21 protein-coding genes are annotated in these 20305 nt (G+C 38.1%); 15 read left to right on the top strand and 6 right to left on the bottom strand.

Annotated elements, in window-relative coordinates; all coding sequences use genetic code 11:
* Positions 1-35: 35 nt before the first annotated feature.
* On the bottom strand, positions 36-1535 hold the full coding sequence (locus JFU50_RS02365) for an ATP-binding protein (protein WP_201181644.1): 1500 nt from the start codon (positions 1533-1535) through the stop codon (positions 36-38).
* Positions 1536-1690: 155 nt separating this feature from the next.
* Between JFU50_RS02365 and JFU50_RS02360 the strand changes: the two genes are divergently transcribed.
* From JFU50_RS02360 to JFU50_RS02350, 3 genes are all read left to right on the top strand, one after another.
* Positions 1691-2128 carry a MarR family winged helix-turn-helix transcriptional regulator gene (locus JFU50_RS02360; RefSeq protein WP_053345129.1) on the top strand — a complete coding sequence of 146 codons (438 nt, stop codon included), beginning with the start codon at positions 1691-1693 and terminating at the stop codon, positions 2126-2128.
* A gap of 303 nt (positions 2129-2431) precedes the next feature.
* Positions 2432-4126, top strand: coding sequence for a M3 family oligoendopeptidase (locus tag JFU50_RS02355; protein WP_201221539.1), 1695 nt, complete (start codon positions 2432-2434; stop codon positions 4124-4126).
* A 382-nt stretch (positions 4127-4508) separates the two neighbouring features.
* Positions 4509-5552 carry a YkvI family membrane protein gene (locus JFU50_RS02350; protein ID WP_057213407.1) on the top strand — a complete coding sequence of 348 codons (1044 nt, stop codon included), beginning with the start codon at positions 4509-4511 and terminating at the stop codon, positions 5550-5552.
* A 56-nt stretch (positions 5553-5608) separates the two neighbouring features.
* Here the strand turns inward: JFU50_RS02350 and JFU50_RS02345 are convergent, their stop codons facing one another.
* Both JFU50_RS02345 and JFU50_RS02340 read right to left on the bottom strand, forming a co-directional pair.
* Complete coding sequence (locus tag JFU50_RS02345; RefSeq protein WP_201221537.1) at positions 5609-6235, bottom strand: hypothetical protein; 627 nt, start codon at positions 6233-6235, stop codon at positions 5609-5611.
* 205 nt (positions 6236-6440) lie between these two features.
* On the bottom strand, positions 6441-6617 hold the full coding sequence (locus JFU50_RS02340) for a YkvS family protein (RefSeq protein WP_082527747.1): 177 nt from the start codon (positions 6615-6617) through the stop codon (positions 6441-6443).
* Between the two features lie 458 nt (positions 6618-7075).
* On the opposite strand from JFU50_RS02340, the gene JFU50_RS02335 reads away from it, so the two are divergent.
* Entirely contained in the window at positions 7076-7270 is a 195-nt protein-coding gene (locus JFU50_RS02335; RefSeq protein ID WP_201221535.1) for a hypothetical protein, read from the top strand.
* 51 nt (positions 7271-7321) lie between these two features.
* Here the strand turns inward: JFU50_RS02335 and JFU50_RS02330 are convergent, their stop codons facing one another.
* Positions 7322-7813: a sigma-70 family RNA polymerase sigma factor gene (locus JFU50_RS02330; RefSeq protein WP_201221533.1), complete on the bottom strand. Its 492-nt coding sequence runs from the start codon at positions 7811-7813 to the stop codon at positions 7322-7324.
* A 519-nt stretch (positions 7814-8332) separates the two neighbouring features.
* On the opposite strand from JFU50_RS02330, the gene JFU50_RS02325 reads away from it, so the two are divergent.
* Positions 8333-9691: an IS1182 family transposase gene (locus JFU50_RS02325; protein WP_201180978.1), complete on the top strand. Its 1359-nt coding sequence runs from the start codon at positions 8333-8335 to the stop codon at positions 9689-9691.
* A 446-nt stretch (positions 9692-10137) separates the two neighbouring features.
* Here the strand turns inward: JFU50_RS02325 and JFU50_RS02320 are convergent, their stop codons facing one another.
* A complete protein-coding gene (locus JFU50_RS02320) occupies positions 10138-10965 on the bottom strand; it encodes a thermonuclease family protein (RefSeq protein WP_242485307.1) in 828 nt (275 codons plus the stop codon).
* Positions 10966-11200: 235 nt separating this feature from the next.
* On the opposite strand from JFU50_RS02320, the gene JFU50_RS02315 reads away from it, so the two are divergent.
* The 7 genes from JFU50_RS02315 (at position 11201) to JFU50_RS02285 (ending at position 17211) form a co-directional block, all read left to right on the top strand.
* Positions 11201-11779 carry an ABC transporter ATP-binding protein gene (locus JFU50_RS02315; RefSeq protein ID WP_242486116.1) on the top strand — a complete coding sequence of 193 codons (579 nt, stop codon included), beginning with the start codon at positions 11201-11203 and terminating at the stop codon, positions 11777-11779.
* Entirely contained in the window at positions 11779-12564 is a 786-nt protein-coding gene (locus JFU50_RS02310) for an ABC transporter permease (protein WP_201181633.1), read from the top strand. The genes JFU50_RS02315 and JFU50_RS02310 overlap by 1 nt, the downstream gene beginning before the upstream one ends.
* A gap of 216 nt (positions 12565-12780) precedes the next feature.
* Positions 12781-13047: a phosphocarrier protein HPr gene (locus JFU50_RS02305; RefSeq protein ID WP_053345137.1), complete on the top strand. Its 267-nt coding sequence runs from the start codon at positions 12781-12783 to the stop codon at positions 13045-13047.
* On the top strand, positions 13047-14765 hold the full coding sequence (ptsP, locus tag JFU50_RS02300; protein ID WP_056530621.1) for a phosphoenolpyruvate--protein phosphotransferase: 1719 nt from the start codon (positions 13047-13049) through the stop codon (positions 14763-14765). The genes JFU50_RS02305 and ptsP overlap by 1 nt, the downstream gene beginning before the upstream one ends.
* Positions 14766-15078: 313 nt before the next feature.
* Entirely contained in the window at positions 15079-15864 is a 786-nt protein-coding gene (locus JFU50_RS02295; protein ID WP_201181630.1) for an SDR family oxidoreductase, read from the top strand.
* 47 nt (positions 15865-15911) lie between these two features.
* The gene (locus JFU50_RS02290) at positions 15912-16778 is read left to right on the top strand and encodes an NAD(P)-dependent oxidoreductase (RefSeq protein ID WP_201224990.1); all 867 of its coding nucleotides are present in this window, start codon (positions 15912-15914) and stop codon (positions 16776-16778) included.
* Between the two features lie 67 nt (positions 16779-16845).
* A complete protein-coding gene (locus JFU50_RS02285; protein ID WP_053345139.1) occupies positions 16846-17211 on the top strand; it encodes a hypothetical protein in 366 nt (121 codons plus the stop codon).
* Positions 17212-17312: 101 nt separating this feature from the next.
* Here JFU50_RS02285 and JFU50_RS02280 read toward each other — a convergent pair whose 3' ends face one another.
* On the bottom strand, positions 17313-18464 hold the full coding sequence (locus JFU50_RS02280; RefSeq protein ID WP_056530612.1) for an aminotransferase A: 1152 nt from the start codon (positions 18462-18464) through the stop codon (positions 17313-17315).
* Between the two features lie 159 nt (positions 18465-18623).
* Between JFU50_RS02280 and corA the strand changes: the two genes are divergently transcribed.
* The 3 genes from corA to JFU50_RS30565 all read left to right on the top strand — a co-directional run bounded on the left by corA (position 18624) and on the right by JFU50_RS30565 (position 20221).
* Positions 18624-19598, top strand: a complete 975-nt coding sequence (corA, locus tag JFU50_RS02275) for a magnesium/cobalt transporter CorA (RefSeq protein ID WP_201181629.1) — start codon at positions 18624-18626, stop codon at positions 19596-19598.
* A 112-nt stretch (positions 19599-19710) separates the two neighbouring features.
* Positions 19711-20049, top strand: coding sequence for an RDD family protein (locus JFU50_RS02270; RefSeq protein WP_242489018.1), 339 nt, complete (start codon positions 19711-19713; stop codon positions 20047-20049).
* A 1-nt stretch (position 20050) separates the two neighbouring features.
* Positions 20051-20221 (top strand): RDD family protein, encoded by a 171-nt coding sequence (locus tag JFU50_RS30565; RefSeq protein WP_446728107.1) that lies wholly within the window; start codon positions 20051-20053, stop codon positions 20219-20221.
* Positions 20222-20305: the final 84 nt, after the last annotated feature.

The following is a 20305-nucleotide window of genomic DNA, read 5'->3' as shown; positions in this document are numbered from 1 at the left end:
CCAACATATGAGAAATAAACTCATAAATGATCGTATTACTCCAAGTTGTCATTTAATATGGGTAAACTAATAATAACTGTTGTACCTTTTAAAGGTTTACTTGTAAGCTCGATCGTTCCATTAAAAAGTTCAATAATTCGCTTGCACACGAAAAGACCTAATCCAGTTCCTTCTTTTTTGGACGTGTAGAATGGCTCGAACACTTTACTGATGTCTTTTTCATTCAGCCCATGCCCAGTATCGATGATTTCTATTTTTGCCTTTTCATTTTCTCTGTAAATTTGTATGGTTAGCTTTTTGCCAAGTTCCATTGCCTCCAGGCCATTTTTGGTAATATTAAGAATGACTTGTTTGAGTTGGTCCTTTGTACAATAAACCATGATTGGTTCCTTTACGATGTTCCATTCCAGCTCAATATTTAAGTAACGTGCTTCGGATTCTATTATTGGTCTTAATTCAGCAATAATACTGCGAATATCGTATAAGGATAAAGTATGTACTATGGGTTTTCCTAAAATTAAAAACTCGCTGACAATGCTATTTATTCGTTCAATTTCTTTCATGATGACAGAATAATAAAACTGGTCTTGTTCTTCAGGGTGTTTTTCAACAAGTAATTGGACTAGTCCCTTAATGCCGGTGAGGGGATTTTTTATTTCATGTGCAGTACTAGCCGCCAGTGTACCGACAAAATCAATTTTCTGCATTTCGTTTAATTGCTTTTGTTTTTTCTTCTCTCTACGAACTATTTGTTCCTCCACAACTATATATATCATGTGAGTAATAAAGAATGTGAAAAAGACAAAAATTAAAAAAACATTCATGTTGATGGTGTTAAGCCGGTCGGGCATTTTAACGGAAAAAGTCCAATCTACTTCAGTCAAAGGAACATTCACCCATGTTGAATTTCCAGTAACTCCTTCGGCATTTATCTCCAGAATGCGAGTTTTATTGCTCGTTTCTAGTTTCACCGATTGATTAGGGATAAGCATTTTTAAACCGTTTTCTATATAATCCAACCTAATATGTGCCAATAAAAAACCTTGAACCTTTTTGTCGTTATCCAAAATAGGGGCGAAAATGGTAAAATAATTAAAACTCGAGTTATTTAGCTCCCTCTTCCCAACAACAACGGCTTTTTGGGTTTCAACTGCCTTGTCTATATCATCCTGTTCAATTAAAAAGTAATGGAGGAAATCCTTATTTGTCCCTGAAATAGAAATGCCATCTTGATTTAGCCAATATACTCCTGCGTACCTCGGATCTGTATCTTTAATCCAGTTCATAAGGAGTTTTGTTTTTTTATCCTCCATATATAGAACAGAACTGCTAAGACTTAGCAGTTCCAGATTTTCTTTCGTTTCACTGATAACTTCGTCTATGTATTCTTGACAAACTGATCCAACCCATTCAGCTTGATCTTGTCGCTCTTTATGGATGGATTGTTCTAAGTACATCCAAAAAATGATAGATAGAATAATTAATGGTAAAATAACAATAAGCAGATATGTGGTAAATTTATGCCTAGTTTTCATGATTGTCACTACTTTAGCTTTTTTTTCTAGTATATCAAACTGTATGATTAAACAATAGTACATACTGATTAGTCAAATTGACAAAGAAGCCGTAATGTCATATAATAACTTTTAATTCAAGATATTTTAATTAAAAATTTTAAGGTTGTGAAGTTATGGAGAATAATAACATCCAACAGTCTTTAAAGCTGTTTATTGTGATGTCGAGAGCTCATCGGTCCATTAATGATGTTGTAAATAAACATATAGCTGAAGAGGGTTTGAATCCAACAGAGTTTGCAGTACTAGAATTGCTTTATCATAAAGGTGATCAACCTCTTCAGCAAATAGGTGGAAAAATCCTGCTCGCGAGCGGTAGTATAACATATGTCGTGGATAAGCTCGAACAAAAGGAATATCTACAGCGGATAGCATGTAAAGAAGACCGCCGTGTAACTTTTGCCAAAATAACGGATAAGGGAAAGGCCTTTATTGAAGGAGTATTTCCTGAGCATGAAAAAAGAATCGATGATATCATGAGTGTTCTCACAAAAGAGGAAAAGGCTACCGTGATAGAATTACTTAAAAAAATTGGTTATTCCGCTCAAAAGTAGCTTATTAAACCAGCACCTTTAATTAATAAATTAGGTGCTGGTTTTTTTTTGGTCGTTTTATCGATTTTCTCGCACAAATAAATCTGTGGGTTTACCTGGTTTGGTTAGCACATACAAGGGGAAACATGGCTAGGGAAATCCGTATTTGTTTCTAGGTATAGGCAGGTTTTTCTTTTTACTGTGGCGAATTTAACTATATCACGATAACCATTAAAAGGAGGATGTATAAGACGGCTTCTATTGATGGTAATTGTGGCATTTAGGCAAATGTCTTAGATAAAATGTATAAAAAGGAGTGTACATATGAAATTTAATGAGTATGAATATAGACGTCCTGAAATGGATGAAATCAAATCGAAGTTCACGAAAGTTTTGGAGAAGTTTAGGGATGCACAAGAAATAGACATACAAGTGAAAGCGATGGAAGAAATAAATGAAATTCGAAATTATGTAGGTACCATGTTAAATTTGGTCTATATTCGACATTCCATTGATACAAATGATGAATTTTATAAAGCTGAGAACGACTATTTAGATGAATTCTCTCCTGAAATGGAGGAGCTGACTTCCATATTTTATACTGAGCTTGTTCGGTCGAAGTTTCGTCGGGAGCTTGAGATGAAATGGGGGAAACAACTATTTGACTTGGCAGAGGCCCAACTCAAAACGTTTTCACCTGAGATTATTCCGCATCTGCAAAAAGAAAATAAACTATCAAGCGAATATTCACAGTTAATCGCCTCTGCAAAAATTGAATTTGAAGGAGAGGAGCGTACACTTGCACAACTTCAGCCTTTTATGGAGTCAGCGGACCGTGAGCTAAGAAAAAATGCAAGTGAAGCATATTACAGCTTCTTTGAAAAACAACAGGCAGAATTGGATCGAATATTTGATGAACTTGTGAAAGTACGGCATGAGATTGCGACTATGCTAGGGTATAAAAATTTCGTCGAGCTCGGATATAATCGAATGACAAGGACTGATTATAATGCGGAGATGGCTGCTGCATTCCGTAAGCAGGTGAAAGAGGATGTGGTACCGCTTGTTACCCGATTGAAGGAACGTCAGCGTGAACGACTTGGATTGGAGAATCTATGCTATTTTGATGAAAATTTTCAATTTAGAACGGGGAATGCGATCCCTAAAGGTGATGCTGAGTGGATCATCGAAAATGGCAAAACGATGTACCGTGAACTTTCAACTGAAACGAATGAGTTTTTTAATTTTATGATAGATAACAATTTGATGGACCTTGTGGCGAAGAAGGGAAAAGAAAGTGGTGGTTACTGTACCTTCATAGAAGATTACAAAGCTCCATTTATCTTTTCAAATTTCAATGGGACCTCCGGAGATATAGATGTTTTAACACATGAGGCGGGTCATGCATTCCAAGTATACCGGAGCCGTAACCACGATATTCCGGAATATTACTGGCCTACATATGAGGCTTGTGAGATCCATTCGATGAGCATGGAATTTCTTACATGGCCATGGATGGAGCTGTTTTTTAAAGAAGATACAGAAAAGTATAAGTTCTCTCATTTAAGTAGCTCACTTGTATTCCTGCCATATGGGGTAGCTGTGGATGAATTTCAGCACTTCGTCTATGAAACTCCCGACGCCTCTCCACTTGAAAGAAGACAGGCGTGGCGTAAAATCGAGAAGGATTATTTGCCTCACCGTGATTATGAAGGAAATGAATTTTTAGAAAATGGAGGATATTGGCAGCGCCAGAGCCATATCTATCAGTCTCCATTTTATTATATCGACTATGCATTGGCTCAAATCTGCGCCTTCCAATTTTGGAAAAGATCAGTAGAGGGGGATGTGGCGGCTTGGGAAGATTATTTGAATCTGTGCCAACTTGGAGGCAGCAAGTCTTTCCTTGGTCTCGTAGAATCGGCGAATCTGAAGTCACCATTTGCTGATGGGACAGTTCAGTCCGTTGTCAAGGTGATCGATGAATGGCTTTCCTCCGTCGATGATCAAACATTATAAAAGGTGATGAGCTGAGTTTTAAGTGGAAATAAGTATCACAATAAATTCCATGATGAGCCACAACTTAATCGTTGTGTTAAAACGCTTGAGGATATTTTTCCTTAAGCGTTTTTTTACGTTCCCTGCCAAGTGAACTAACTTGTATCTATTGTTTTGGTCTATTAGATACTATTCATTTCTCATTTACTCAGTGCTGTGTTAAAGGTTAATGTTCTTAGAAAGTTTAAAAGGGGCAGCTCTAAAATAAGTCTACTTTATATATTGTTTGAAAGAGTTTAATATCAACAAGATTATTTTACAGAGCCTAAATCAATAGGGAATATTACTTGGCTTGTCTTAAATGCCTCCACCTGACATATAAATGTAGAGAGGAGGGGAAAGTATGCTGTCAAGGTGGTCAGGGATTTTTCAGATTGCAGCCGTTTATGTAGGTACAGTCGTTGGAGCTGGTTTTGCAACTGGAAGAGAGATTGTCGAGTTTTTTACCCGTTATGGCATTTATGGCTTTATCGGGATTTTAATAGCAGGTTATATTTTTATTTTTACCGGAACGAAGATCATGCTTATTTCTACAAGGATAAGAGCTACTTCTTATGAAGAGTTCAATCAATTTTTATTCGGTAAGAAGTTAGCAGGAATCATCAATATCTTTTTCCTTATCATGCTGTTAGGTGTGACGGCCGTCATGATTTCGGGTTCAGGGGCAGTTTTCGAGGAACAACTTGGCGTTCCTAAAAGTGTGGGAAGCTGGTCTACCATCATCTTGGCATCATTAGTTCTGATGATGGGGATGCGCGGCGTTTTCACAGTCAATTCTTTTGTTGTTCCAATCATGATCTGTTTTAGTTTGATTCTCTTTTTCTCTACTTTGGGAAATGGTGACTTTTTGTCTTTTCTTACGCAAGTTCCTGATGAAGGGATTTCCTTGAAAATGATTTTCTCTCCATTTGCATATACAGCCTTTAACCTGGCTTTAGCGCAGGCCGTTCTGGTTCCGGTTGCCAATGAAGTCCGCGACGAAAAGATTATTAAGCATGGGGCCATCCTTGGTGGTATCTTTCTCACAATAATCTTACTAACTGGGCATTTTTCACTTATGACACTTCCAGATGTAACTAGCTATGAAATTCCCTCGGCGGTTATTATGAGAACTGCAGCTGGGCAGTTATATTGGATGTTTATTTTGGTGATTTACGGAGAAATCTTCACTTCGGTTATTGGGAATATTTATGGATTACAAAGGCAAATTAGCAGCTATGTTAAAGTACCAAGCATGCTAATCATAGCTATTATTTTTTTAATAGCTTTGATCATCAGTGAATACGGATATGGAAGGCTATTAGGATATATCTATCCGGTATTTGGATACATAAGTCTGCTTTTTTTAATGCTGGTCTGGAAAAGCAAGGCAGGGAAGGAGAAATGAAAAATGGAGGGAAAAGAAGGTATGAGCTTTTCCCTCCGTCTGGAGTCAATGAATTATTATTTTCTCATCAGCGTTTTAGCCATCTCTAGAAAGGCATCTCGGTAATCTTGATTCCTCTTAGTGAACATTGTTAAGCGGACAGGGGATTTTTCACTTTTGAGCAAAATGGATGTAATCACATCATCCCCTTTTACGACTTCAAATCCCGACCCGTTATCAACGTCAAGTGCTGGATCCTCAATTGTTTCTGAAAGACTTTTAAGTTGGGTTTGGACATTTTCTTCGACTTCATCCCAATTAACATCACCCGTTAATAATTCAATTCTCATAAAAATGGAGTCATCTGTAGTCAGGAATACTATATCTTTACCTGGTTCCTCAGCACTTAACTTATATTGCTGCAGAACATAGAGGCTGAATGGTTGATTATCGCTATTTTTTAAGAAAGCTGTTTCTTCTTTAGCCTCCCCATTACTTGTATATTGCAGATTTTGTTCCATTAGTCTTACTTTGTTGTTATGGTCGGAACTGCTATCATTGCCATTAGAAGCACCGCCTTTGTTCTCTTCCTTCACTGAATCTTCCTGTGGCTCAGCCGTCTTCTCATCTGTGGTTGTCCCACAGCCAGTCAGCAGAAATGCAGCCAATGTGGCTCCACCTAAATAAGGTGTCCAATTAGTCATCTTTTTTCCTCAACTTTCTGGAATGTTTTCTAATGTGTGTTAAGTGATTTCATGCCTTCCAAAGGTCTGGTGACGAATCAACTTTTATATATAGACGGTATGAAATGAAAAAAAGTTACAAAAAATAACAGATTTGAACGAATTATTAATTAACTAAAGTGAAAACGGAATGGTTTAAGAAACCATTCCGTTTGATTACGTTAAATTACCCTATGATTTTATAGTTCTTATGATTGACGACCGTTTTCTGTTCAAGTTCTAAATCACGGTAATTTTCCATATACGTGACGTCCACGATTACTGAGTTCTCGTTCACTTTCTCGACGATTCCTTGTAAGCCTTCTCTAAATTCAATGATATTTCCGACTTCCGCTTTCTTCATGGTAATCATCCTTTCCCATTTCATTTTCAATGATCAAAAAGTAACTATGGAGTAATTGGATTATTCGAACATCTTGCCGTTTAGATTTTGACCTGGGGAGTGCAAGTAAGAGAATTAGATATCTCTTCGGTCGGCAGAGCAGTAGGTTGAACTTTTAAAGAAAGTAAAAATTGAATAAAGCAGTAGTAATGATATGGCATATTTTGGTATCTTATGTAAGCGCATGACTATGCCAACCTGTATGTAAATAGATGGTATTTAAAATGCCAATCAATTTACATTATGATATTTTACTATACAGTTTGCACTATTTTGGGTGATTCGTAAAGAATAATGTAGTAAAGTAAGGAACAAAAAAATCTGATTTATATTTGGAGTTAGGCTTATGTTAAAATAGAAACGGAATTTCTCCTGTCTGATTATTATTGAAACGATTAAAAATTAAGGAGGATATTAGAATGGATGCTCAAGAAGCGAAAGATGTACTTGATAAATTGGCAAACCGTGAAATGAATGAATTCAGGATAAAAAAGGAAGACTTTTTAGGTTTTCGTGAAGTGCTTGTGAAAAGAGAAGACTTTAAACATTTTCGAGGAAATGCCCAGCATAACGGTGAAATAATTTATACTTATTTAGAAGAAGCGAGAAGTTAAGGGAATGGATATTAGGGGTGGCTCAGTATGATGAGCCACCCCTTTTCCTATTTACCAAGAAAAATCCGTTTTTTTCCTTAATTTAAGGAGGGCGGATTTGCGCCATGATTTAACGGCTGCAGTGGTTACCTGATACATATCAGCAATTTCGGATGTGGTTTTATTCCCAATAAATGTATGGAGTAGCCACCGTTGCTGGTTTAGTGTCAAGGTTTCCGTATAGATTAAGATATTTTCTAAAACGAAAGCCTCTTCATGCATTGTAAAACGGTCCTTAACTTCAAGGATAGCGGAATCAAAGGGCCTGGTATGTGTTTCATATTTATGATGACGCTTTAGCTCGTTAATGATCCTGCCTTTTATTACGGTATAAGCAAAGTTCGAGAATTTTCCGTTTTCTTCATTGAACTTCTCATATGACTCCCATAAGGCAATCAAACCAATTTGAAAAAAATCATCCTTATTTTTATAGATTGAGAGAGAGCGGATAATGTGATGAATCATCGGGGTGAATTCAACCGTTACAGCTGAGAAATCTTCCATTAGGCAACACCTTTGGAAAAGTGCACTTTACATGTATTCCCGGGTGCTTTTACCTTAAGTAATTCTCCCAGCAATAGCGAAATAGCCTAATGGTAAAATGGATGAAATTAAAGATGAGTTTTATGACTTTAAATAGTAACTTAATCAAGTGAAGGGTGAAATTTAGAAGTATTGTAAGGTGTTTTGTATGTTCGGGATGATCAAATAAAAAACACATCCAAATGCTTGGATGTGTCAGACTGTAGACAAACTCGATGAAAATCGAGTTTGTCTACAGTTTTTTTGAGGGGTTGTAAAAATTCGACGTTGATTTCCACTCCAGGCACTCGCTTTCCGCGGGCGGTCAGGGAGCCTCCTCGGCGCCTTTGCGCCTGTGGGGTCTCCCTTGGACACGCATTTCCCGCAGGAGTCTCGCACCTTCCGTTCCAATCAACTTTGTTTTAACAATTAGATATAACCACTTTTGCCTACAGTCCTTTTTGTTTTAATATAGAAGTATTAAAACTTGAGGTGATGACGATGCTTTCGAAACATAATTCTATTCAGCGAGATCAACTTGAAATGATTACTTTGGATCAACTGGTGCCAGCGAACCATTTGGTTCGTAAAATTGAGGGAGCCATTGACTTCACTTTCATTTATGACTTGGTGAAAGATATGTATTCAGAGATAGGGCGCCCAAGTATTGATCCAGTTATTTTAGTTAAATTGACATTCATTCAATATACCTTCGGTATTCGTTCGATGCGTAAAACGATTGAAGAAGTTGAAACGAATATGGCTTACCGTTGGTTTTTAGGTTACGGTTTCCATGATAAAGTACCTCACTTCTCAACGTTCGGGAAAAATTATGAGCGTCGCTTTAAAGATACAGACCTGTTTGAACGGATTTTTTATCGTATCTTAATGACAGCTTCAGAAAGAAAGTTAATAAGTGCAGAGCACGTATTCGTTGATTCAACACATGTGAAAGCCAGTGCGAATAAGCGAAAATTCGAAAAGAAAATCGTTCGTAAGGAAACACGAGCATATCAAGGACGCCTTCAAGAAGAAATAAATCAAGATCGTGAAAACAATGGAAAGAAGCCTTTTCCACCGGATAAATTTGATAAAGAAGAAACCAAAGAAATTAAAGAAAGTACAACTGACCCTGAGAGTGGCTACTATGTAAAAGATGAACGAACAAAACAGTTTGCCTATTCATTTCATGCGGCTGCGGACCGCAACGGTTTTGTGCTGGGGACGATTGTAACACCGGGAAATACGCATGATAGTCATATCTTAGAGCCTCTTGTTGAACAAGTGATTGAGAAAGTTGGAAAACCTGAAGCTGTTGCCGCAGATGCAGCTTACAAAACACCAGCCATTACAAGCTACCTTTTTGGGAAAGAAATCACACCAGCTTTACCCTATACACGTCCACGAACAAAAGAAGGGTTCTTTCGCAAGCATGACTATGTTTACGATGAACATTTTGATTGTTATCTCTGCCCATCGGGCGAGATTTTAAAGTACTCAACAACAAATAAAGAGGGCTATCGCGAGTACAAATCACCCAAACACACTTGTGCGACATGCTCATTTTTATCACAGTGTACAGTAAGCAAAGACCATCAAAAAGTGGTGACACGCCATATCTGGCAAAATTATATGGAAGAAGCAGATCATCTGCGTCATCACAAGGATGTAAAACCTATATATGCGAAACGTAAAGAAACAATAGAGCGTGTATTCGCAGATGCAAAAGAAAAGCATGGTATGCGTTGGACTACTTTAAGGGGACTTAAAAAATTGTCGATGCAGGCGATGCTTACTTTCGCTGCCATGAATTTAAAGAAGATAGCCAATTGGACATGGCAAGGTCCAAGAATGGCTTAATAAAGTGGGCTCGTAGAGGCCCAATCTCTTAATCATGAGCAAAATTCAAAGGGAATTTCAAAAGGGGTCCGGAATTAAAACATTCCGAACCCCTTTTGTCTACAAACTGACACATCCAAATGCTTGGATGTGTTAAATAAATATACTAATTCATTTTCCGACAGGTTTTCAGATCTGGTTGATGACTTTTCATCTTCATTCAAAGTAAAGCCGTAAACATATGAGGCTATTCTTTTCTTTTACCAGATAATTTTCTCACGCAGTTTAATGTCATCACTATTAATTATAAAAGTAAGTAATAGATAGAGGTCGACTTTCTTGAGTAGTTGAAGAGTAGTCTGGAATTTTACATAGCGGGAACTAATACTAAGAACAGATATGTACCCATTTCACCTTTTGTATTTTATGTGAGATCTAGCAAAAATAATTCAGGGTGATGTATTTTGTTAACGCTGCGATTTACGGAATCCAGCATTTAGAGCGTCTTGTTCGGTACAAAAAAGTTCTTCTGGTTTAGTTATTTCGTAATATTGGCCAGTAGGTATGTGATAGATTTTATCGCCCTTAGAATTTATATTACCTTTAATTTCAGGTTTACTGCAAGATGTGCTTTTAGCGTTTTTTTTCTCTGTTACTACTTCAGTATTCGAATCATCAAATCCTTTTGAGGTTGCATAGTTTTCTATCGACCAGATGCCTATTTCTTCTTTTTTGGCTTGTTTCTGAATACCCTCTAATTCATCAATATATTTTGTGTTCGGGGCATAAACATAGGCGACACGGGCTAGTCCTTTTTCAAGCAGGAGTTTATTCACCATTTTTCCATCTACATAAAAATAGGCTAGCAGCCGTCCATATTTATCTCTCTCACTGATGCCGGTTTCTACTTCGACTTCCGAGCCTGCAGGCATTAACTCTTTGGTGAACTTGCTTGCTTCAGGTCCAAAAGGCTGAACAGGCTTAGAGGGATGTACGGTTTCTGGTGTATCTATTAATAGAAGCCTGACCGTTTCTTCATTTCCACTCGGCAGTTTAATTTTTACTGTATCTCCGTCGATGACCCTGACAATCTTGGCCGTGAACGTCTTGCCTTTTTCTTCATTTGAAGAATTGCTGCTGGATTTTGTGTCTGAATTGGACGTCGAATCCTCTTGTTTAGTTGATTCATTAGTTAGGTTATCTGATACCTCCTGACAGCCAAATAAAGTGATCATGCAGATGGCAATTAGGAGAAGCACATGCAGATAAGAATGAGATAAGGAATTACGGTTCATTATTAAGCCTCCAGTTCAAAGATATTTTCCATGTAGTCATGGATATGTGGGCAGGAATAATACTAACCTATTAAAATGGGAAAGAAAATGAAAACTCATCAAGTTTTTACAAACTTTACTATCTACTATGACGAATGTTTCTTATAATAAAATCGTGGATAATGAAAGGTAGGCTTGAAAAAGTATGTTTAGGCTAGAAAAGATTAGATATAAAGGTATTTTAAATATTGATAGTATGAAAATTTCAGCAAATAGGGTTACGTGTTTGACTGGAGAAAGTGGAGCCGGAAAAACTTCACTGCTCCGATTATTGAACAGAATAAATGAACCGGACAGCGGCTCGGTATTTTATCAAGATCAGTTGCTAGATAACCTTAATCCGATAGAGCATCGTCGTAAAGTCACGATGCTGTCTCAGACACCTTTCACTATACCGGGCACGATTGAAGAAAATCTTCAATTGGGTCTAGAATTGACAGATAGAGAAAAGAAATCGAAGGCAGAGTTCGTGAAAGCCCTTGATACGGTTCTATTGCAGAAGTCTTTATCCGATGATGCGGAGATTCTGTCTGGCGGTGAGAAACAAAGGCTGGCACTGGCAAGATTACTTTTGTTAAAACCCGAAGTGTATTTGCTGGATGAGCCGACAGCTGCGCTTGATGAGGAAACAGAATTGAAGGTCATGAGCAGATTTTTAGCAGAAGTGAAGCGAGGAAAAGGAACGGTCATCATGATTACCCATTCCAAACAACTTGCGGACATATGTGCTGAAAAGATGATCATTCTGAAAAAGACGAAGGAGGGGGACTATTAATGGACAGTAACGGGATAATAGATATTGAGTTCTGGCGTCTATGTGCGGCCTATCTATTTGTTGTGCTGCTTCTTATTATCGTGAAGTGGCGCGGCATTTCACGGGAAAAGCAAATCATTCTCGCTACGGTTCGGATGACTGTTCAACTCATTCTCGCCGGTTATGTATTGACGTATATATTTGAAAATCCAAACCCATTACTTTCTATAGGGTTTTTATGTGCGATGTCCCTTTTCTCAATCCATAATATTTTTAAGCAAATATCATTTACGCTTAATAAGAAAATAAAACGAATGGTTATTCTTAGTATGCTGACGGGCCCCTTGGCCGCTTTGTTTTATTTTAATCTAGTCGTCATACATTTCACTCCATGGTATGAGCCGAGGTATTTTATCCCGATTGCAGGAATGATTGTCGGGAATGCGATGACTGGGGTTACATTAGCGTTAAAAAACCTGCATGACGGGATTACTAGTAATCGTGAGAAGGTAGAAGCAATGTTGATGCTTGGAGCCACTCCAGCAAAAGCGGTCAAAAAATATGTCGATGCAGCATTTGATTCAGCCGTGCTGCCCACCCTGAACAATATGCTTGGTATGGGAATTATTTTCCTTCCAGGAATGATGACAGGGCAAATTCTGTCGGGGATCAGTCCACTCATCGCAATTGAGTACCAAATTGCCATACTGATTGGTATTCTCGGCAGTGTTTCGCTAACTGTGATTCTTTTCATTATGCTGAGTTTTAGAGCTTTTTTTACCAAAAATGCACAGCTATCCATTTAAACATTAAAGAACCTGAAAAGTAATAGTTGCAGTTCTATCCATATTTTTGTACTATTTTTTAGGTACTAGATAGTTTTGGTTTGTTTGTTGGGTATGATAATGCTATTCTGAAAAGGAAGAGGGCATTTCTTTTTTCGTTACTTTTTCTAACTGAATAGGGAATACCGCTTACATAACCTATTTTTTGTTATTTTATCTTAAAGGAGATTGATTTATATGGTAGAAAAAACATTTACAGTAACTGCAGAAACAGGTATACATGCTCGTCCAGCTACATTGCTTGTACAAGCTGCCGGAAAGTTTGATTCAGAAATTAACCTTGCACATAAAGAGAAAAAAGTGAACCTTAAGTCTATTATGGGTGTAATGTCTCTAGGTATTGGTAAAGGAGCAGAAATTACTATTTCTGCTGAAGGAAGCGATGAAAATGATGCTCTTAAAACACTAACTGACACATTGAACAGAGAAGGATTAGCAGAATAATGTCCACTTTGATAAGTGGAATAGCAGCTTCTAACGGAATAGCCATCGCTAAAGCCTATCGACTAATTGAACCAGAATTATCAGTTGAAAAAAGAAGCATAGAAGATGTCGAGGCGGAAATATCCCGTTTTAAGGAAGCTATTCAAAAATCAACAGTTGAATTAAAAGTAATAAGGGATAAAGCCGAACAGGATTTAGGAGCAGATAAGGCTGCCATTTTTGACGCACACCTACTTGTATTGGCTGATCCGGAACTTATAACTCCAATTCAGGATAAAATTCAATCGGAAAACGTCAATGCTGAGTTTTCTTTACATGAAACTGCAAGCATGTTCATTACTATGTTTGAACAAATGGATAATGAATATATGAAGGAACGTGCTGCAGATATTCGTGACGTTACGAAACGGGTGCTGTCGCATCTTTTAGGCGTACATATTCCAAATCCTAGCATGATTGCTGAAGAAGTGATCATCATTGCTGAGGATTTGACGCCTTCTGATACAGCTCAATTGAACCCAGTTTACGTTAAAGGATTTACGACCGATATCGGTGGACGTACATCTCATTCAGCAATTATGGCACGTTCATTAGAAATCCCAGCTGTAGTTGGGGCTAAATCGGTAACCGATTCCATTGTAAATGGCGATTTGATCATTGTAGATGGCTTGAAGGGTGAAGTGCATATTAATCCTACTCCTGAACTCGTGAAACGCTATGAAGAGGCCCAGGAAGCCTATGCTTCACAAAAAGCTGAGTGGGCGAAGCTAGTTCATGAACAAACGGTTACACAAGATGGTCATCATGTTGAACTGGCTGCCAATATCGGCACGCCTAAGGACCTAGAAGGTGTTCGCCAAAATGGCGGTGAAGGAATCGGCTTATATCGGACGGAGTTTCTTTATATGGGCAGAAATGACTTTCCAAGTGAAGAAGAGCAGTTCGAAGCATACAAAACCGTACTGGAAGGGATGGCAGGAAAGTCTGTTGTCGTCAGAACGCTTGATATAGGCGGAGACAAAGAGCTGCCATATTTACAGCTTCCTAAGGAAATGAATCCATTCCTTGGATACCGCGCGATTCGTCTCTGTTTAAATGAGCAAGAGATTTTCCGGACCCAGCTTCGTGCCCTGCTTCGGGCAAGTATCTACGGAGACTTAAAGATCATGTTTCCGATGATTGCTACATTATCTGAATTCCGGGAGGCTAAAGCCATCTTGGCAGAAGTGAGGCAAGAATTACTTGATAATGGTGTCCAAGTTGCTGAGAAAATTGAGGTCGGAATCATGGTTGAAATTCCATCAACTGCAGTTATGGCAGACATTTTTGCTAAAGAAGTCGATTTCTTTAGCATAGGCACGAACGACCTGATTCAGTATACAATGGCTGCTGATAGAATGAATGAGAGAGTTTCTTATTTATATCAGCCATATAATCCAGCGATTCTACGCCTGGTTAAAATGGTCATTGATGCAGCTCATAAAGAAGGAAAATGGGCTGGAATGTGTGGCGAGATGGCAGGAGATGAAGTAGCTATTCCAATTTTAATCGGAATGGGTCTCGACGAATTTTCCATGAGTGCCACTTCGATTCTAAAAGCACGCTCCTTGATTAGCCAACTTTCGCTTGATGAGATGAAAAAACTGTCTCAGGATGTTTTGGTGATGGATACAAATGATAAAGTGAAAGAAGCTGTACTTAAAGCAGTAAATATATAATCAAAAAAGTCAGCACTTCATCCACAGAGAAATCCTCGGATGAAGTGCTGTAAAATTTTATATTACTTTTTTAAAAATATGTTTAATGAAACACCATGTGGGTATATAAAAGCAAGCACAGTTGTTTAGCTCGATTAGAGCAGCTGACATTCTCATTTCCCCTTTGACGCCGGTTGGGCTTCCCAACCGGCAATTTTTTGTGTGTTTTAAGAGAACTTCAAAAAAACACATGAAAAATGATTATTCAGATTTTTCACTTTTCAAATGAAACGATATAATGAAAGTATATTTTAATGAAAATGGGGGAGTTGGAATGGACTTACATTTGCAAAAGAAAAATGCTTTGATTTTGGCTTCAAGCCAAGGATTGGGGAAGGCAATAGCGGCAGAACTAGTTAAAGAAGGAGCCAATGTCATGCTTGCCAGCCGTGATGAAAAAAAACTTGCGGTTGTGCAAAGAGAATTATCACAGCTTGGGGCAGGCAAAGTGGCTTATATGGTAACGGATATAACAAAACCTGAAGATATTAAAACCTTAGTTGAGCAAACTGCAGTAGAGTTTGGGGGTATTGATATCCTTATTAATAACGCTGGAGGTCCTCCAGGGGGTGCATTTTCTGATTTCAATGATGAAGAATGGCAACAATCTTTCGAACTGAATTTACTGAGCTTCATTCGGACGATTCGAGAGAGCCTGCCACATCTAAAAAAACAAGGTGGTAAAATTGTTAATATTGCTTCTTCGTCTATTAAGGAGCCGATTCCAGGACTTGTATTATCGAATACATTCCGGACTGCAATTGTTGGATTATCAAAAACGTTAGCAACTGAGTTAGCTCCAGACCAGATATTAATCAATACGGTTGGTCCGGGTAGAATCGCAACAGACCGCATTCAGCACCTTGATCAATTTAATGCAGAGAAACAGGGAGTCACTACTGAAGAAATTACTGAAAAATCGATAAATAAAATCCCTCTTGGCCGTTATGGGGAGCCTGAGGAATTTGCGAGATTCGTTACTTTCCTTGTCTCAGGGGCTAATACATACTTAACTGGCCAGTCCTATTTAGTTGATGGAGGCATGGTAAAGTCTATTTAATAAAGTAATTAATATAAGTAGAATTGAGGAGATTGGTCTTGACGAAAATGAACACAGTAATCGGATTTATTGGTATAGGAGTAATGGGAAAAAGCATGGCCGGAAATCTACTAAAGGCAGGATATGAGGTATATGTCTATACTAGGACGAAAGAAAAGGCTAGCGATCTAATCTCTCAGGGGGCAAAATGGGCAACAACACCTAAGGAAATCGCACAGCAAACTAACGTAATTATCTCCATGGTTGGATACCCAAGCGATGTCGAAGAAATATATCTTGGTGAACATGGGCTTATCGAGAATGGGAAAAAGGGTACCTATTTAATTGATATGACTACCTCCACGCCTTCTTTGGCCGTAAGAATAGCTGAAGAAGCGAAGAAAAAAGGCATGGAAGCACTTGATGCCCCCGTTTCTGGAGGGGATATCGGTGCACGGGATGCAAAACTTACCATTATGGTCGGCGGAGACATTAAGGCTTTCGAAGCTATTCAGACAATTTTTGATATCATCGGCAGCAATGTTGTCTATCAAGGTCCAGCGGGATCGGGACAGCACACGAAAATGTGTAATCAAATTGCAATTGCATCTAATATGATCGGGGTTACTGAAGCGATCTCTTATGCCAAAAAGGCCGGTTTGGATCCAGACCGCGTTCTGCTGAGCATATCATCGGGGGCTGCCGGAAGCTGGTCATTGTCTAATCTTGTACCTCGAATGGTAAAAGGTGATTTTGAACCTGGTTTTTATATCAAGCATTTTATTAAAGATATGAAAATTGCACTTGATGAAGCGGAAAGAATGGGAATGGATGCTCCTGGATTAACCTTGAGCAAATCCTTATATGAGAACCTTGCAGAGGCTGGCGAGGAAAATAGCGGTACTCAGGCTTTATATAAACACTATAATAAATAAAGTGCTACCTTCTCTTTCTTTTGAATAAGCTGAAAGCGACAGCCTTTACAAAAAGGAGCGATCGTTTATGGGCGAATTCGATGACATTAACATGAAATTTCAAGAATTAGAAGATGGCCGATACATTGTCCGGATTGAAGGTTTTAAACGCGAAAAAACCATTAACCAAACAAAGCCCATTCGATGGGAGTTAAAATTAATGAATGAAAGTCCACTAATTCTGCCGGTGAAATTCAGCCATATTGAAACAAATGCCGGTTTCCAGATTCTGATGCGTGAGTTAAAAAGTTTAGGTCATTCGAAGCCGCGCTCCGCAAAGGAATTTGAAGAAGTGATGGCAGATTTACTTGGATCAATCGTTGAGGTGAGCCTTACGACAACAAATAAGGAAGAAGGTTATCGCGAAATTCGGTTTTTACGGAGATTATATTAACCAAATAAAAAGTTTTGTGGAGAATTGTTAGTAGCATGAAAATTTTTAAGAATAGGAAAGTGGCCTTCAATAGTTCAATCAATTGAAGGCCACTTTTTTGTTCAATTATTCTTAAGTAAAAAAGCTTCAATACGGTCTAAAGCCATTTTCAGAGTTTCCATTGAATACGCATATGAAATCCTAAAGTACCCTTCACCTAGTGAAGAAAAAGCATCACCGGGGACTACAGCCACTTTTTCCTGTTTCACAAGTTTGAGACAGAATTCAAGTGAAGAAGTGAAACCTTCAGGCAGCTTCACAAAGAAGTAAAAGGCACCATTTGGTTTGACTATTTCTAAATTCATTGCTTGTAAGCGGTTGTATACGTATTCTCTTCTCAGGGCATACTCGGACTTCATGGGAAGGGCATCATCCTTGCCAGCTGTTAAAGCAGCCAGAGCAGCCCTTTGAGAAATGGAAGAGGCACAGGTCACATTATATTGATGGACCTTTAGAATATGCTGAGAGATAGCTACAGGCGCAAATAGAAGGCCAATTCTCCAACCGGTCATCGAATGAGACTTGGATAAACCGTTTAAGACGATGGTTTGGTCCTTTAAATAAGTGGCAATCGATACATGTTTTTGATCAAATACGAGCTCGCTGTATATCTCATCCGCCAAAATGAAGATATCTTTGCCCCGTACGAGCTCGGCGATATCCTTTAATTCGTCAGCAGACAATGTGACTCCAGTTGGATTTGAAGGATACGGCAGAACGATGCATCGTGTATTATCAGTTATGTATTGTTCAATGATATCTGCAGTTAAACGAAATCCATTTTTGGTTGTATCCGCATAGATAGGGGCTGCTCCACACATTTTGATAATCGGTTCATAACCTGGATATACAGGGCCAGGGAGTATCACTTCATTCCCGGGGGTGAGAATAGTCCGGAATGTAACGTCGATACCCTCGCTTGCACCTGAAGTCACTATGACTTCATTCGCTGGATCATAGGTAAGCTGGTATTTATCTTTTACATATTCAGATGCGGCTTCCCTTAATTCTAAATAACCGGCATTATGAGTATAAACAGTATAATCATTATCAATAGCTTGTTTGGCCGCTTCTTTAATATGCAGCGGGGTTGGAAAATCTGGCTGTCCTATCGTTAAGGAAATGGTTCCTTCGATATCTGCGACCATATTGTAAAATTTACGGATTCCTGATATTTGAACTTCTTTTACTAGAGGGTTTACTAAATGCTCCATCTATGAATATCCTCCCTTTTCATACTTCATGAGATTATGTACTATGTTTGACGGATTCACTCTATTTTATCATTTAGTTTGGATGGGGGAGAAATACTTTTTGAGATTAATGAAATAAAGGTATAATGAGAATTAAGAAAATTTTGAGGGTTGATACATATGATAAGGACTTGCGCTATAACTTCAGATCAGGAAGTCAATTTTGATTTGCCACTAGTAGAAATGAATAATCCGGATATTGAGTGGTATTGGGTAGATTTTTCAAATCCTACAGAAAAGGAAATTGAACTTTTATCGAGTCATTTTCACTTTCATCCGCTGGCTATTGAAGACTGTCTGGATGACTTTAACCAGCGTCCAAAAATGGATTTTTATGAGGAGTACCAATTTATTGTTATACATGCTCTCAGGCAAAAGGTCTTTAGAGCTGTCGAACTTGATATGTTTGTGGGCGAAAAATGGTTAGTCACATTTCATAAGGAGGAGCTGCTGGAACTTGAGACGGTGTGGAAGGAAATCCATCAAAATAACATGCTAAAGCAGGGTCCTTTTTTTCTAATGCATAGATTGATTGATCGGATCGTCGATGAATTTTTTCCACCTGTATATAAAATGGAAAGCGAATTAAGTAGTATCGAGGATAATACCGAAAATGAAACCATTACAGACTTGATGGATCAGTTATTTGATTTACGTACGGATATGTCAAAACTTCGCCGAACTATACTACCGATGCGTGATTTACTTTACAGGATGATTTCGTCCGAGCGGCTAAATTATTTAAAAGATCAGCATCTGTATTTTAATGATGTTTACGATCACCTACTTAAATTAACGGAAATGTTGGAATCATACCGGGATTTTTCATCTGATATCCGGGATAGCTATTTGTCTGTTAACTCTAATAATATGAATTCGACGATGATGACTTTGACTGTCATTACTACCATTTTCATGCCGCTGACTTTTATAGTAGGTGTGTATGGGATGAACTTTCAATATATGCCCGAATTAAACTGGCACTATGGCTATTTCCTGGTCCTCGGAATGATGGGGGGAATTGCGCTGATGATGTTTTTATACTTTGTTAAAAAAGGTTGGCTGAATCCTAGAAAAAGATCAAGAAAGAGCTAAAAATATCCAGCCAATCAGCTTTTTCAATGAAATCTATATTAATTTGATACTTTATTTTGATATAATTTAAAAAAAGAATAAAATACCAAATTTATGAATATGAGGTGTTTGAATGGAAGTTGGGGTTGTTGAAAGGCCAGCAGTGGAAAGAGGAGAGTATGCTGGATTTTGGTCGCGCTTTGGCGCGAATATTATTGATGGTATTATAATCGGAATCCCTACCGGAATCATATCGGTTATTGTAAGTATTTTTTGGAGTGGCGCGATGATGGAATTACAGGAATCGACAATCGATCCTAATTACGAGGCATCATTGAGTGATATATTCGTTTTCATGGCAGGAGCAATTATCATTCTATTTTTATCTTTACTTATAAGCTTTCTTTATTATACTTTATTACATTCCTCGAAATGGCAAGGCGACTGTCGGAAAAATACTCCTAAATATTAAAGTGACGGATTTAAATGGAGGACGAATAGGGTTTGGTAGAGCTACAGGGCGTTATTTTGCGACGATCATATCAGGGATGATCTTTTATATCGGCTATATCATGGCAGGGTTTACATCGAAAAAACAGGCACTTCACGATATGATTGCAGGAACGGTAGTAGTCAAAAAATGATCATGGAAAAAAGGGGACTCTGATATGAGCTCCCTTTTTTTGTTTGGCTTAAATAGATAATCTCTTCTTGATTCTATTTTTCTT

This window comes from Peribacillus sp. TH14, from assembly GCF_016651145.1.
Taxonomy (GTDB): Bacteria; Bacillota; Bacilli; order Bacillales; family DSM-1321; genus Peribacillus; species Peribacillus butanolivorans.
This window is presented reverse-complemented; position numbering and strand designations above follow the sequence as displayed.

Coding starts and splice junctions, on each gene's coding strand:
- JFU50_RS02330 (WP_201221533.1), bottom strand. CDS start 7,813: ATGGAAGATTTCTCAGCTGTAACGGTTGAATTCACCCCGATGATTCAT.
- JFU50_RS02365 (WP_201181644.1), bottom strand. CDS start 1,535: ATGAAAACTAGGCATAAATTTACCACATATCTGCTTATTGTTATTTTA.
- JFU50_RS02270 (WP_242489018.1), top strand. CDS start 19,711: ATGGAAGTTGGGGTTGTTGAAAGGCCAGCAGTGGAAAGAGGAGAGTAT.
- JFU50_RS02325 (WP_201180978.1), top strand. CDS start 8,333: ATGCTTTCGAAACATAATTCTATTCAGCGAGATCAACTTGAAATGATT.
- JFU50_RS02290 (WP_201224990.1), top strand. CDS start 15,912: ATGAACACAGTAATCGGATTTATTGGTATAGGAGTAATGGGAAAAAGC.
- JFU50_RS02285 (WP_053345139.1), top strand. CDS start 16,846: ATGGGCGAATTCGATGACATTAACATGAAATTTCAAGAATTAGAAGAT.
- JFU50_RS02340 (WP_082527747.1), bottom strand. CDS start 6,617: ATGAAGAAAGCGGAAGTCGGAAATATCATTGAATTTAGAGAAGGCTTA.
- JFU50_RS02295 (WP_201181630.1), top strand. CDS start 15,079: ATGGACTTACATTTGCAAAAGAAAAATGCTTTGATTTTGGCTTCAAGC.
- JFU50_RS02355 (WP_201221539.1), top strand. CDS start 2,432: ATGAAATTTAATGAGTATGAATATAGACGTCCTGAAATGGATGAAATC.
- JFU50_RS02280 (WP_056530612.1), bottom strand. CDS start 18,464: ATGGAGCATTTAGTAAACCCTCTAGTAAAAGAAGTTCAAATATCAGGA.
- JFU50_RS02360 (WP_053345129.1), top strand. CDS start 1,691: ATGGAGAATAATAACATCCAACAGTCTTTAAAGCTGTTTATTGTGATG.
- JFU50_RS02315 (WP_242486116.1), top strand. CDS start 11,201: ATGAAAATTTCAGCAAATAGGGTTACGTGTTTGACTGGAGAAAGTGGA.
- ptsP (WP_056530621.1), top strand. CDS start 13,047: ATGTCCACTTTGATAAGTGGAATAGCAGCTTCTAACGGAATAGCCATC.
- JFU50_RS02310 (WP_201181633.1), top strand. CDS start 11,779: ATGGACAGTAACGGGATAATAGATATTGAGTTCTGGCGTCTATGTGCG.
- JFU50_RS02335 (WP_201221535.1), top strand. CDS start 7,076: ATGGATGCTCAAGAAGCGAAAGATGTACTTGATAAATTGGCAAACCGT.
- JFU50_RS02305 (WP_053345137.1), top strand. CDS start 12,781: ATGGTAGAAAAAACATTTACAGTAACTGCAGAAACAGGTATACATGCT.
- JFU50_RS02345 (WP_201221537.1), bottom strand. CDS start 6,235: ATGACTAATTGGACACCTTATTTAGGTGGAGCCACATTGGCTGCATTT.
- JFU50_RS02320 (WP_242485307.1), bottom strand. CDS start 10,965: ATGAACCGTAATTCCTTATCTCATTCTTATCTGCATGTGCTTCTCCTA.
- JFU50_RS02350 (WP_057213407.1), top strand. CDS start 4,509: ATGCTGTCAAGGTGGTCAGGGATTTTTCAGATTGCAGCCGTTTATGTA.
- corA (WP_201181629.1), top strand. CDS start 18,624: ATGATAAGGACTTGCGCTATAACTTCAGATCAGGAAGTCAATTTTGAT.